The sequence below is a fragment of the Anoxybacillus sp. MB8 genome, from assembly GCF_011006755.1.
In the GTDB taxonomy this organism is placed as follows: Bacteria; Bacillota; Bacilli; order Bacillales; family Anoxybacillaceae; genus Anoxybacillus; species Anoxybacillus gonensis.
In genome coordinates, this window is record NZ_RXXX01000054.1 from 1 (window position 1) to 13,490 (window position 13,490).

At 40.2% G+C, this 13,490-nt stretch carries 16 protein-coding genes; 4 read left to right on the forward strand and 12 right to left on the reverse strand.

The window, feature by feature from the left end; genetic code table 11:
* The 3 genes from EKC99_RS13825 to EKC99_RS13835 all read left to right on the forward strand — a co-directional run.
* Window positions 1-330: DUF1640 domain-containing protein (locus EKC99_RS13825; RefSeq protein ID WP_163152405.1), on the forward strand; the 330-nt coding region annotated here is incomplete at its 5' end.
* 306 nt (window positions 331-636) lie between these two features.
* A complete protein-coding gene (gene proB, locus EKC99_RS13830) occupies window positions 637-1,755 on the forward strand; it encodes a glutamate 5-kinase (protein ID WP_163152407.1) in 1,119 nt (372 codons plus the stop codon).
* A 21-nt stretch (window positions 1,756-1,776) separates the two neighbouring features.
* A complete protein-coding gene (locus EKC99_RS13835) occupies window positions 1,777-3,018 on the forward strand; it encodes a glutamate-5-semialdehyde dehydrogenase (RefSeq protein ID WP_163152409.1) in 1,242 nt (413 codons plus the stop codon).
* 39 nt (window positions 3,019-3,057) lie between these two features.
* Here EKC99_RS13835 and EKC99_RS13840 read toward each other — a convergent pair whose 3' ends face one another.
* The 4 genes from EKC99_RS13840 to EKC99_RS13855 are packed head-to-tail and all read right to left on the reverse strand — an operon-like array spanning window position 3,058 to window position 6,646.
* The gene (locus EKC99_RS13840) at window positions 3,058-3,774 is read right to left on the reverse strand and encodes an IucA/IucC family C-terminal-domain containing protein (RefSeq protein WP_163152430.1); all 717 of its coding nucleotides are present in this window, start codon (window positions 3,772-3,774) and stop codon (window positions 3,058-3,060) included.
* Window positions 3,774-4,586 (reverse strand): ABC transporter ATP-binding protein, encoded by an 813-nt coding sequence (locus EKC99_RS13845; RefSeq protein WP_163152411.1) that lies wholly within the window; start codon window positions 4,584-4,586, stop codon window positions 3,774-3,776. Before EKC99_RS13845 ends, EKC99_RS13840 begins: the two co-directional genes overlap by 1 nt.
* Before the next feature lie 12 nt (window positions 4,587-4,598).
* Window positions 4,599-5,651 carry a FecCD family ABC transporter permease gene (locus EKC99_RS13850; RefSeq protein WP_163152413.1) on the reverse strand — a complete coding sequence of 351 codons (1,053 nt, stop codon included), beginning with the start codon at window positions 5,649-5,651 and terminating at the stop codon, window positions 4,599-4,601.
* Window positions 5,648-6,646, reverse strand: coding sequence for a FecCD family ABC transporter permease (locus EKC99_RS13855; protein WP_163152415.1), 999 nt, complete (start codon window positions 6,644-6,646; stop codon window positions 5,648-5,650). The genes EKC99_RS13850 and EKC99_RS13855 overlap by 4 nt, the downstream gene beginning before the upstream one ends.
* Window positions 6,647-6,849: 203 nt before the next feature.
* Here EKC99_RS13855 and EKC99_RS13860 point away from each other — a divergent pair, with 203 nt between their 5' ends.
* On the forward strand, window positions 6,850-7,806 hold the full coding sequence (locus tag EKC99_RS13860) for an ABC transporter substrate-binding protein (RefSeq protein WP_163152417.1): 957 nt from the start codon (window positions 6,850-6,852) through the stop codon (window positions 7,804-7,806).
* 218 nt (window positions 7,807-8,024) lie between these two features.
* Here EKC99_RS13860 and EKC99_RS13865 read toward each other — a convergent pair whose 3' ends face one another.
* The 8 genes from EKC99_RS13865 to EKC99_RS13900 form a co-directional block, all read right to left on the reverse strand.
* On the reverse strand, window positions 8,025-8,801 hold the full coding sequence (locus EKC99_RS13865) for an SDR family oxidoreductase (protein ID WP_163152419.1): 777 nt from the start codon (window positions 8,799-8,801) through the stop codon (window positions 8,025-8,027).
* Window positions 8,802-8,814: 13 nt separating this feature from the next.
* The gene (locus EKC99_RS13870) at window positions 8,815-9,648 is read right to left on the reverse strand and encodes a 5'-3' exonuclease (protein WP_163152421.1); all 834 of its coding nucleotides are present in this window, start codon (window positions 9,646-9,648) and stop codon (window positions 8,815-8,817) included.
* Between the two features lie 102 nt (window positions 9,649-9,750).
* Window positions 9,751-9,948, reverse strand: coding sequence for a hypothetical protein (locus EKC99_RS13875; RefSeq protein ID WP_163152423.1), 198 nt, complete (start codon window positions 9,946-9,948; stop codon window positions 9,751-9,753).
* A 13-nt stretch (window positions 9,949-9,961) separates the two neighbouring features.
* Window positions 9,962-10,357, reverse strand: coding sequence for a hypothetical protein (locus tag EKC99_RS13880; protein ID WP_163152425.1), 396 nt, complete (start codon window positions 10,355-10,357; stop codon window positions 9,962-9,964).
* Entirely contained in the window at window positions 10,344-10,709 is a 366-nt protein-coding gene (locus EKC99_RS13885; RefSeq protein WP_091700732.1) for a hypothetical protein, read from the reverse strand. The genes EKC99_RS13880 and EKC99_RS13885 overlap by 14 nt, the downstream gene beginning before the upstream one ends.
* A gap of 129 nt (window positions 10,710-10,838) precedes the next feature.
* The gene (locus EKC99_RS13890) at window positions 10,839-11,141 is read right to left on the reverse strand and encodes a hypothetical protein (RefSeq protein ID WP_012574873.1); all 303 of its coding nucleotides are present in this window, start codon (window positions 11,139-11,141) and stop codon (window positions 10,839-10,841) included.
* A gap of 713 nt (window positions 11,142-11,854) precedes the next feature.
* A complete protein-coding gene (locus tag EKC99_RS13895; RefSeq protein WP_163152427.1) occupies window positions 11,855-12,397 on the reverse strand; it encodes a hypothetical protein in 543 nt (180 codons plus the stop codon).
* 15 nt (window positions 12,398-12,412) lie between these two features.
* The gene (locus EKC99_RS13900; protein WP_163152429.1) at window positions 12,413-13,327 is read right to left on the reverse strand and encodes an SAR2788 family putative toxin; all 915 of its coding nucleotides are present in this window, start codon (window positions 13,325-13,327) and stop codon (window positions 12,413-12,415) included.
* Window positions 13,328-13,490: the final 163 nt, after the last annotated feature.

The following is a 13,490-nucleotide window of genomic DNA, read 5'->3' on the forward strand; positions in this document are numbered from 1 at the left end:
ATGCAAGAAATGGGCAACCAACTCCGGACGGAAATGCAAGAAATGGGCAACCAACTCCGGACGGAAATGCAGGAAATGGGCAACCAGCTCCGGACGGAAATGCAGGAGATGGGCAATCAGCTCCGGACGGAAATGTATGCGGTGGAAAGCAAATTAGAAGCAAAAATCGATGAATTGAAGCACGAAACGAACGAACAATTTAAACAACTCAACGAAAAAATCGATCACTTACGAGACGAGCTATCAGATACACAAGAAACCGTTGATCTGCTTTCTTCCAAAACACTCCAACATGAGCGAAAACTTCGTCTTTTATCCAAACAGTCGTAAAATCCGTTGACATCTTCGCTTTTTTGTTTCATAATTCTAAAAAATATAATAAGTGAAAAAGGCACGGGACAAGTAAACCGTTGGAATGTGCAAGAGAGTGGAACTCGTAGGCTGGAAGGTTCCTCACAGGAAGTCGGTTGAACCTACCCTATATGGCCGCTTATGCAAACATAAGTCGTCTCCCCACGTTACGGGGCAAGAGGTGGGCGCTTTGCGCCAAAAAAGGTGGTACCGCGGAAACAACGCTTTTCCGTCCTTTTCTATAAGGGCGGAGAAGCGTTTTTATTTTAAGAAAGGAGAGAAATCGTGAAAAAGAAGCGAATTGTCGTCAAAATCGGGAGTAGCTCATTAACGGAAAAAAACGGGACACTCTCGGAACAAAAACTACGCGGACATGTCGAAGCGCTTGCGTATATGAAACAGCTCGGACATGATGTCATTCTCATTTCCTCTGGCGCGGTCGCCGCTGGGTTTGGGTTGCTTGGGTATCGTTCGCGGCCGAAAACGATTGCTGGAAAACAGGCAGCCGCCTCAGTCGGTCAAGGAGTGCTGATGCAAAGCTACATTTCAGCTTTTCGTTCATTTGGCATCGTCACTGGACAATTGTTGTTAACGCGCGCCGATTTTTACGACCGCGAGCGATTTCGTAACTTATTTGCAACGATTTCTACACTGTTAGACCGGGGCGTGCTTCCGATTATTAACGAAAATGATTCTGTTTCCGTTGAAGAGTTGACGTTTGGGGATAACGATTTATTGTCGGCGCTTGTCAGTGGATTTTTACATGCAGATGCCCTCATCATTTTAACGGACATTAACGGGCTATACGACCAAAACCCGAAACGTCCTGAAGCAAAAAAATATCATTTTCTATCAGAAATCACCGACGAACTGATCGCTCAAGCAGGTGGAAGCGGCTCAACGGTTGGAACTGGGGGGATGAAATCAAAACTTCTTGCGGCGCAAAAGGCACTTTCTTTCGGTGTTAGCGTTTTTATCGGCACAGGCGCTGGCAAAGAAAAATTGCAACATATTTTAGAAGGAAAAGGCGACGGAACGTATATCGGCTCTCCTTTTCAAGAACATATGCAAATGCGTAAACAATGGATCGCGTACCATTCCGAAGTCGCAGGAGCGATTGAAATTGATGAAGGAGCAGAAACAGCCCTTTTGCATAAAGGAAAAAGTTTATTACCAGCCGGTGTAACAAACGTAGTTGGCTCATTTCAAGCGCTTGATGTCGTCAATGTCGTCAATCAAAAAGGCGATGTAATCGCTAGAGGGCAAGTATATTATGCGGCGGGTGATTTAGCGAAAGTAAAAGGTCTTTCAAGCGAGGAAGCGAAACGATATTCTTTCCACCATCGCCCAGAAGTTATTCATCGCGACAACTTAGTATGCTTCAAAAAGACATCTGTCTGCTAAAAACGAAAGGAGCGAAAACGAATGAGTGAATTAATTGTCAAAGCGAAAAAATTAAAGCAAGCGGCCAGTCAATTAGCAATGTTATCAACAGAAGAAAAAAACAACGCGCTCGCGATGATTGCCGAAGCGTTAATTGTACAAACGGGGTACATTTTACAAGAAAACGAAAAAGACATGGCGATCGGAAAAGAAAACGGGCTCTCTCCTTCCTTGCTTGATCGGCTGCAACTTACGGAAGAACGCATTCAGCAAATCGCTGATGGTGTCCGCCAAGTCGTTGACCTGCCAGATCCGATTGGGGAAACAATTGAACAATGGACGCGACCAAATGGGCTCATCTTAAAGCAAATTCGTGTACCACTTGGCGTCGTTGGGATGGTGTACGAAGCGCGGCCAAACGTCACCGTCGATGCGGCTAGCCTTTGTTTAAAAACGGGAAATGCCGTCTTGTTGCGGGGCAGTTCTTCCGCCATTCACTCCAATAAAGCACTTGTTTCCGTGATGCAAGAAGCATTAAAACAGTCGAAAATTCCGACAGATGCCATTCAACTGTTAGAAGATACAAGCCGTGAAACCGCCCAACAAATGTTTCGTCTAAAAGAATATGTAGATGTCCTCATTCCACGCGGTGGTGCAGGACTTATTCAGTCAGTCGTCGAAAACGCAACGATTCCTGTATTAGAAACAGGTGTCGGAAATTGCCATATTTTTATCGACGATTCCGCGGAAAAAGAAATGGCGATCGATATCGTCATCAATGCGAAACTGCAACGGCCATCTGTCTGCAATGCAGTCGAAACGGTGATTGTTCATAAACAATGGCCGTATATAAAAGAGTTGCTTGAAACGTTGCACGAAAAAGGAGTCGAATTGCGTGCGGACAAACAACTTGCAAATACATATCCGTTTGTCCGTGAGGCAAAAGAAGAAGATTGGGCAACCGAATTTCTAGCACCCATTTTGGCGGTGAAGCTCGTTGAAACGGTGGACGAAGCGATTGAACACATCGAACGATACGGAACGAAACATTCTGAAGCGATTATTTCCGAATGCAACGAACATGTAGAACAATTTTTTGCTCGCGTCGATGCCGCTGTATTGTACCATAACGCCTCCACTCGCTTTACCGACGGCGAACAGTTCGGATACGGCGCCGAAATCGGCATTAGTACCCAAAAACTGCACGCCCGTGGACCGATGGGCTTACGCGCCATCACGACAACGAAAACGCTCGTGTATGGGAATGGACAAGTGCGAAAATGACAACCAGCCTCCGCATGGGGCTGGTTTTTCTATTTCATTTTATCTAATGGGACATATTTTACAATGAGATTGCTTAGTTGTTTGATAAAAAAGACAACACGTTGTTCTTTGAATACGACTTTCTCCTTTCCAAAAACGATATAACGGATTTTGAGAATACGGACCGAACAACTTGCCATCTGCTTTTTGCACAACAAATAGAAAATCGTCATAAATTTGTTGACGTACATCGCAGCACTCGTTTTCCCCTATTAATGTTTCATATAGCCAGATTATATAAATCGAGACGTTTTCCCATAGGATTAACGGTGAAATATGCGTAGTTTTCCGCAACTGTTCAATTAACAGAGCAAGATGCCCTGCAAAAAGATGCTCAATGATTTGCGTACGCCATTTGTCACGATTTTCACTAACTGTTGTATATGTAAGCGACTCAAAGCGAAAAGTAGGCATCCACATTTTTGATTCATTATCTGTTTCCATCCATATTTGCTGAAAAGACGATGAAAGACGTTTATTCCATACAGACATTGCATATAAAACGATGGCTATAAAAAAGCTATATCTTTTCATGAATATAGAAGCAGAAACCATTTGATTTCGAGCACCAATTTTTTGCTGCACAAGTTGTAAATATATAGCGAGTTCCCTTTCATCATGCAGTTGATCAAGCCGAATAGATAAAGGAGAAATCATACGTTTTTTTGAAAAACGAAATCTCTCTAACTGTTTCACTTCATCTTCAGAAAGATTCATCATGATACTCCCTCCCTATCCAAAAGGTATCTACCTCTTCCATATGGAATACAAAGAGGTGTTCCAAATAAAGGGTCGTAAATTACTTCACAGTCAAGCTGAAAAACATCCTTGACAAGTTCACGTGAAATAATTTTCTCCGGTTTCCCTTGTGCATATACGGTTTTGTCGCGGATGGCAACGATATGATGGGCATAACGGCACGCCAAATTTAAGTCATGAAGCACCATGACAATCGTTCGCTTTTCTTGTTCATGTAATGTAAACAATAAATCAAGAATTTCGATTTGATGTGCCACATCTAAATAAGTTGTCGGTTCATCTAGCAAAATGACTTCCGTATGTTGCGCCAATGTCATCGCAATCCATGCACGTTGGCGCTGTCCTCCTGAGAGAGAGTCAACCGAACGCTCTGCGAACTGTATCATGCCAGTTGCTTGAAGTGCGTGCTTAACCGCATCTTCATCCTCTTTTGACCATTGTTTTAACCATGTTTGGTGTGGATAACGACCTTGCTTAACAAGTTGCAAAACGGTCAAACTTTCTGGAACGGCTGGCGACTGCGGTAAAATGGCCATCTTTTTTGCTACTTCTTTTGTGGGCATTTTTGTGATCTCTTTTCCTTCCAGCAATACCGTTCCACCAATCGGTTTTAGTAATCTAGCTAACGACCGTAATAACGTTGATTTTCCACATCCATTTGCACCAATTAAAACAGTAATTTCCCCTTTTGGAATGCTCATATTTAGCTCATTAATGACGATTGAGTTTCCATAAGACAGTGTAAGTGACTTTGTTTGTAAAATGCCCATATTTTCACCTCACTACGCATTTCGATTTTTATACAATAAATAAATAAAATAAGGGGCCCCAATTGCTGCGGTAAATACACCAGCTGGAATTTCTAGTGGAGCAAACAGTGTCCGTCCCAATAAATCCGCAAGCAATACGAGAATGCCGCCTAACAAAGCTGCTATTGGCAGCATCCCTCCAAAAGAAGATCCTACTAATCTTCGTGCCATATGCGGAGCCATCAATCCAACAAAGCCAACCCCTCCAACAAATGCTACAGCTCCCCCTGTTAGCGCCGTGCTTAATAAAAGGAGAAACAAGCGCTGTTTTTGCAAAGAAACACCTGCGCTAACCGCGAGCTCCTCACCTAATTCTTGAATATTTACTTGTCGAGCGGAAATGAAACTAATAAGTAACAACAAAAAAGCCCAAGGCATGAAAATCATCACTTGTTTCCAAGAAACCCCATATACACTTCCAGTAATCCAAATATTTGCTTGACTCGCCCGATAAATCGGTCCAATGAGCATGAGCATAGTAGTAAAAGCTTGCATGAGCGCAGATATCCCTATCCCGATCAAGACGAGACGAATCGGGGACACCCCGTTTTTCCAAGCTAGCATATACACAAGAAAAACGGCGATCGTGGCCCCTATAAAAGCACCTAAAGGCAACCAGTGAATACTAATGATAAGCGATCCATTTTTATCACTAAATATCGTTAAAAATAAAACAACGACTACGGCTGCGCCACTTGTCATCCCAAGTACATCTGGGGAAGCAAGCGGATTGCGAATCATTCCTTGAAGAATAGCACCAGCTACAGCTAAAGACATTCCCGCAAAAAAGGCGATAATCATTCGAGGTAGACGAAATGAATAAATTACAATCTCATCCATTTCACTCCCACTACCTAATAGCGTGTTTATAACATTTACTGGGGAAATATACATTTCTCCAATTCCTGTACTAAGAAGAAACAAAAAAATAGAAATCATTAGTAGCACTAAGCAAGTCGTCATCGCTTTTTTGTCAATTAAAAATGAAATATTGTTTCCCACTCGAAATGGTATGTACTTTCTCATTTTAAAATCCCCCTACGGGCAACATAAATAAAAAATGGAACCCCGATAAATGCCGTCATAATTCCGACAGGCACTTCTTGCGGCATCAATATATACCGAGCTCCAATGTCTGCAAAGTTTAAGAGACTTCCCCCAATGAAAGCACAATACGGAAGTAGCCAACGGTGATCATTCCCGACAAATGCTCGAGCAATATGAGGAACAATAATTCCTATAAAACCTATTGGCCCAGCTACTGCCACAGAACTTCCTGCTAACAAAACAATAAAAATAGCCATAATTAACTTGACAAAGCTCGTACGTTGTCCCAATCCTTTTGCTACATCATCTCCTAGCATGATAATGTTAATCTTTGAAGCTAATAAAAAAGAACCAATCCACGCAATGAGAAAGTAAGGAAGAACAGAAGTTAACATCTCTAACTTTCGTCCTGAAATAGATCCCGCCAACCAAAACAACACCTCTTCTAACGCTTTTTCATTTACAACTAACAATCCTTGTGTAAGAGAAGCAAAAAGTGTCGCTACAGCTGTTCCTGCTAACGTTAATTTAATCGGTGTCATCCCTTCTTTTCCAACTGAACTGATGATAAATACAATGATTGCTGCGAGTGTAGCACCAATTAAAGCGAGCGATGCGAACATGTGAAGCGAACTAACTTGAAAGAAGGTTACACATAACACAATTAGAAACCCCGCCCCTGCATTAATTCCAAAAATCCCAGGCGAAGCGAGGGGATTTTTAGTTAAAGCCTGCATAAGTGCCCCTGCCATGGCTAAACTTGCCCCAACAGCCGCGCCGATGAGGGCACGTGGCAAACGAACCGTATTAATAACAAGATGTTCGTTAGAAATACCTTTATTCATCAGCGCCTCGATTGCCGTTCGATAGCTTGTATCTGTGTAACCATAAATGATACTCATCCACATACTAATAAAAAATATAAGTACAAATAAAAGCAGTCCAACCAACCGTTTTGTACTGTTTTCTAACATTGTAGATAATCTCCTTACTATGATTTGTAGCCTCATATAAAGTCTATTTGATATCGAATATCAGTGTCAATGAATTTATTAGATTATTTGAAATCTCGGCAAGTCAATTATAATTCAATTATATAATTTAATTGACAATGATTATCATTCATATTATTATTTTATTCGTTAACGAAAATCATTTTCAAATAGGAGGCGTACATATGAAAAAACTTTCTTTTATGCTAGCAATGATGCTTGTTCTTCTTTTCGTTCTTAGCGCTTGCAACGGTTCGAGCAAAAAAACAACGACAAAGCAAGATGAAGAAAAACCTGTAAGTTATACAGTCGAGCATGCGATGGGCACAACTGAAATAAAAGGTACACCTAAACGCGTTGTTATTTTAACGAACGAAGGAACAGAAGCTTTATTAGCATTAGGCGTAAAACCAGTCGGTGCTGTTAAATCGTGGCTTGGAGATCCCTGGTATGATCATATCAAAGATCAAATGGATGGCGTAAAAGAGATTGGAACGGAAAGTGAGCCAAATTTAGAAGCAATCGCTTCATTAAAACCAGACCTAATTATTGGTAACAAACTACGTCAAGAAAAAATTTATGAGCAATTAAACGCTATTGCTCCAACTGTTTTTTCTGAAACGTTAAAAGGAAACTGGAAAGAAAACTTCATGCTCTATGCAAAAGCAGTCAATAAAGAAGAAAAAGGAAAAGAAATCATGGCCGCGTACGACCAACGTATTGAAGATTTGAAAGCGAAGTTAGGAGACAAGCTACAGATGAAAGTTTCCATCGTCCGCTTTCTAGCTGGTGATGTACGCATCTATCACAAAGACTCCTTCTCTGGCGTTATTTTAGATCAATTAGGATTTGCACGCCCTGAGTCACAAAATATCAACGATTTTGCGGAAAAAGGTGTAACGAAAGAACGAATTCCAGCAATGGATGGCGATATTCTCTTTTATTTCACATATGAAGAAGGAGATGGAGCAGCGACAAAAGTAGAAGATGAATGGATTAACGATCCGCTTTTCAAAAATTTAAACGTAGCGAAACAAGGAAAAGTGTACAAAGTGAGTGACGCCATTTGGAATACAGCCGGTGGGGTTCTGGCGGCGAACCATATGCTTGATGATATTGAAAAGTATTTCCTAAACCAATAGCACATATACAAAAGCCAGCCTCCGCGTGGGGCTGGTTAAAATCTCTTTTGAAAGAAAAGGAGCAATCAGACAATAGGCCATGCGATGAAGAAAGTAACGATAATAAGAAAAACACCTGTTACTAAAAATGAAAAAACAGCCTGCAATCCTCCAGTTCTCCATCTTAAGTATAATAAGGAGAGCAACTCGCCACCATTTTATGCGAAATCCACTACGCTTCATCCCCGCACAAATCCGCCTTCCGAATGGATGATCTGTCCAGTAATCCATTCTGCTTCGTCGCTTGCTAGAAAGCGAACGAGACGCGCAGCATCGTTTGGTGTGCCGATTCGACCGAACGGAAATTTCGAAAGAAGGTACTGTTTTAGTTCTTCGTTCATCCATCCTGTATCGGTAGGTCCTGGGTTGATGGCGTTTACGGTTATCTTTTTTTCGGCTACTTCGACGGCGAACGTTTTGACAAACGCATCGATCGCCCCTTTTGTTGCCACATATGCGCTTTCTCCCGGCATTGGACCAAGCGACTGCCCCGATGTCATCATAATAATTCGTCCACCTTGTGGCTTTTCAAACATATTGGCAAATGCCACACTTAACATGATTGGCGCTCTGACATTGACAAAATAGTGTCGGTCGAGCATTTCGCTTGTTAACGATGAATACGGAAGCGAAACAGAATAGCAAGCGTTGTTTACTAAAATATCCGGTACACCAAACACCTCGCACACCTTATCGAGCAATACTTGCGGTGCTTCTTCTTTAGATAAATCGAGCTCGAAGGAATGGCACACGACACCGAGCGCTTCTAGCTTTCGTTGAATGTGAAGCGGTTCGTCTTGCTCCATCCCCCACGGCATCGTACGGTCGTATGCGCTCCAGTACGTGAAAAAAATATCTGCCCCTGCTTCGGCTAGCGCCTCACAAATTGCCGCACCGATTCCATGTTTCCGGCTCACCCCTGTGACTACTGCCTTTTTTCCTTTTAATGTTTTCAACCGTATTCACCTCTTACCGAATCGCTTCTAACACTTCCGCAAACCGCTTACGCTCATCATGCCATTTCGCCTCTTCCAACTCTAATTGAATCGGAATGTCACAATGAATGGCTGCCAGTTTGCGCGATAAATGAAGCAAGTCGAGATGTGTTGTTATTTTTTGTTGTTGCGCTTTTGTTAAGTTCGCTAAATTTGCGATGATTCCTTCAATTGATCCATATTGTTGAATGAGTTTAACCGCTTGTTTTTCTCCAATGCCACGTACACCTGGATAATTGTCACTCGGGTCCCCCATGAGCGCTTTGACATCAATAAGTTGCTGTGGCTGAATCCCTTTTTCTTCAATAAAACGGTCGAGCGTATACGCTTCATAGTTGCCGATTCCTTTAGCCAATAAGTAAACCGTGACACGCTCGGAAAGAAGCTGAAATAAATCACGATCTCCGGTCATAATCGAAATGCGCATCTCCTCACAATATTTCTTCACAAGCGAGCCGATGCAATCGTCCGCTTCGGCACCGAGCACACCGATATTCGGAATACCTAACATCGCGACCACTTCTTTTGCCAAATCAAACTGCGGAATTAATTCATGCGGCGGCTCGCCACGATTCGCCTTATAGTCCGGAAACCATTCCGTGCGAAACGTCGTACTTCCCATATCCCAACAACAGACGACATGCGTCGGTTGAAGCGCATTTGTCGCCGCTTCAATATGCTTTACTACCCCATATACCGCATTCGTCGGCACCCCACGGCTATTCATCATCCATCTCGGCGCTGTCGCATAAAACGACCGAAACAATAACGCCATTCCGTCAATCAACAACAAATGTTCTCGTTCCATCACTCGTTATCCTTTCTATGTATCGATGAAACAAGTATAACAAAAAACCACCCCAGATGGGATGGTGGAACCGTTCGAAAAATATTTTGTGCAACGTATCATTTATTGCAAACGTCTTTTTAAAAAACCAACCAACTTCATAATCGACCATACAATAACAAATACGACAACGTAAATAATAAAAAAAATAACAATACCTTTTAAAAAAAGAAGTAAAATGCCTTTCCAACCTTCTTTAGACCAACTAATATACAAAAGACATACAAGAAATGCAAAGAAAGCAATGTAACTTTTTTTCATGTTATTTCCTCTTTCACACTCTGAAGTCATAAGTAGATAAAACATCGTTAACTCGAAAACCAAATGTTTTTATTTCTAAATCGTACTCTAGATTGAAGGGCATGATACGAATTTTCCAAATACCATCTGGTTTATCCCAATGAAGAAAAAAAGAAAAATCCACAATTGAAAATACTTTTTGTATCGTTTTTTTTCGGTCAAGTTCTATCTTAATCCTAAAAACTGCTTCTCCATGTGGATGATACCATATCATTTCAACAAATCTATCAGTTTTTTCAACATGTGAAATAACACAATGAATGATACAGTATTTGTCAAGTGGAGTAAAAACTTTTTTTATCTCTATAGGATTACGCTCACGGTCAAGTTCAGTGCAACTATTTACACTAAATAACTTAATAACGACCACCGCCAATTAATTTATGAAGTTTATTTTCCACTTTTGTTATGCCGTCATCAATTGCTTTGCCTACTTTTGTACTGTCAAACCATTTTTCTACTGCAGCAACTTTGTTCATACTGCCTATTACATAACTTCCGGCGAAATATCCTGCTACTGTACCTTTTGCGGCTCCTTTTGCCGTTTCTGAAGCCACTTTTCTTTCTAACATAGTGAATCCTGTAGTTGCAGCTTTATATGCTCTCACTCCATTACCTATCCCACCTGTAGCCATCCCAACGACATTAGAAATCGTATTACTTCTCAAATCATCAGCAATAGAACTGACAACCCAATGTGCAGCTTTTTGTATTTTATTCATGGTATCCCTCCTAACGAAAGAATATTTTACGAAATAATCATAAAAAAAAATATGTCAATCCTTTTTTAGAATAAATTGTACATAAAGAAATAAAAAACCACCCCATATGGGATGGTGGAAATAATAAAGCTAGCCTTCTGCAAATAATCTTCTTCCGATATCGTATCCAACCGCTCCGATGTAAATCGGTACGACAAAGGCAACAGACGGATAAAACGGAATGGATACAAGCGTTGCAATGATAAAAACGACTGCCGAATGAAATTTCTTATCGAAAAACAAAAGAACACTCTCTGTCACTATACAAACAAGCAAAATGAGCAACAACGCAAACGGAAAAACAGCCCACGTAAACGACCATGAACTGAATAGCGAAAGCGCTAAGGAAAACAACACAATCGACAGGAAAACTTTTTTGAAAAATAGTTTCATAACTCACTTCCTTTATCATCTGGATAAAAGAAAAAGAGTGGCAAACTCCTACGCTGTTTTGACTGTCCCCTTTTCTTCCAATCTGTGACCGAACGGACAATTTTTCTATTGATTAAGCAATATAATCTCCCTAGCCTCAATGTCTCTGCTTTCTTTACTTTGACTCATAGTCTGAGGAGTGGCAAGAATGACTTTCACAGTTACTTCTTCCGTAAAGTCGTCAACACTTCATTTGTTGCCATCTTCATCACTGAATTTTGTTTGATCTGTGATTCGGACTGTACAAAGATAGCTTATATCCTCTACGTTATTTTTCCTTTTCTTTACTTCATGGGAACAGTCCACGACAAAATAATTTTCTCCAATACTATAAAGGCGTTCCTTCAAAAGACTTTGTTCCCGTGCAACCAATCAAGAGTAAAATACCCAAGACGAAAGCAACAGTTCTAATCATTCGAATTACATTCCTTTGTATGAAAAATAATTTTACCCATGGTGTTAGTTAAGTGCTAGCACCCAACTAACACCACGGGCTTCACTATCTTTTTGGACAACTTCCAAATATGAATTTGTCAGACACGAACGCATTGGAGCAGGTGCTTCCTTGGCCAATCATACTCCCTGTTTCATGTATTGCTTTTCATCTACTAACTAAATAATGATAATACCCCAAGCCTCGACATTCCAAAAGGCAGGGGCTATTTGACGTTTACTTACATATCAATATATCCTGCTTTGACAAGGGAAAAAAGATATAGCTTGTAATCTACGTTTCCGATGATACAGTTTTCAGGCTCTATTCCTTTGAACGCAATTAATTCATGGGATATCTTTTCACATTGTCCATGAGTCGAGAGAAATGAGCCTAGATATGTTCCGTCAGGGCTTTGAAAAAATATATAGAGTAAACTTCCTTGACCTATAGCATGTAATCGATCTTCAACTACTGAATGATCTATCTTCTTATTAAATACTCCATTCAATCTCATAAATTCTAAATGATCTTTTTTCTCTTCTTCACTGAACAAATTTTTTAAAACTTCTGGATCGTGTATGGCATAACATTTTGTCACATAAGAAGAATTAAAATAAGGATCATTTTGTAGTTCTGGAAATAATTTGATATCCACTTCTTCAGCATTATATTTAGTTTTTAGAATATTATCAATTTGGGTTAGATTAAATTTAGGAAGGTTCAATTGTTTGTATTTTTTATGAGCTTCAAGTTCATCAAAATCATTAAATGATAGAATCATTATATCCCTCCGTTTTTAGTATGAGTAGAATGAATGACCTCCGGAACGATTCCATTTGTGGAAATGAGGTAAAAATTTAGGATAAGATCCATGTGGTGAGTCAAAAACTGGATCTCTACCACCGCCAGCCTCCTTAGCTACTTTTTTTGCTAATCCACTTGACTTTGACCAAACGTTATTAGTTTCGAAATCTTTTCCGTTCAACCTGCTTATTGCTTCACTCAAAGAGATAGGGTTACCAATATATACTCCTTCCTTTGTTTTTAGATAAGCTGCATAATGGTCATAATTCTTATTTCGTAATGTTGGAGCTATCTCAGATGCTAAAGTATAAGTTACCCCTGCCATCACAAATGCAAGACCGAGAGCAATTAAATGTTCTAATAGAGCTTCACCTACAACTACAGCGATTGGAATCAGGAATGCAAAAGATGCATGCAATTCATTTGTATTTATTTCATATTTTTCACCTGTATTCGTATCTACAAATGTGGCGACTATTCCATTTTCTGTAGCTTGTTGTACATCTACCTTGTATTCTTTCTCTACTTGGTTTCCTTCAGAATCTGTTTCTACAGATTTCACTGTAAATTCCCTCGTATCTTTATCCATAGATAGAGAGACAATGGCATGCCCATCGTCAGTAACATTTGTTGCACCATCAATAGTTCCATCTGTTACACTGTCAGTAACTGTATTTGTTGTATCATCGTTACTCCCATCTGATATACCATCAATTGAAACTTCACTCTGAATCTCTAATGTTTTCTCGTTATTTTGTACAACTGTAATATTTTCTTCATTTACTCCATCCGTTTGTGTTGAGGTGTCTGTTATCTCATCTGCTAATACTTTACTATTTTCTGGTATTATTCCAATAAGAAGAATTAAAGTCAATAGAATGGATATAACCCGTTTAAATTTGAACATTCATATCCCACCTTTTTATGATAATTTTATGAATCCATTCCCGTAATATGTTTTATTTCCTATTTTCACAGATGTTTTTGTCAATAATAAATTGAGCCAGAGCGATCACTTCAAAAGTGAGCCACTTTTAGAATCAGAGTTCCCATAAATGGGAGAGGGTGGG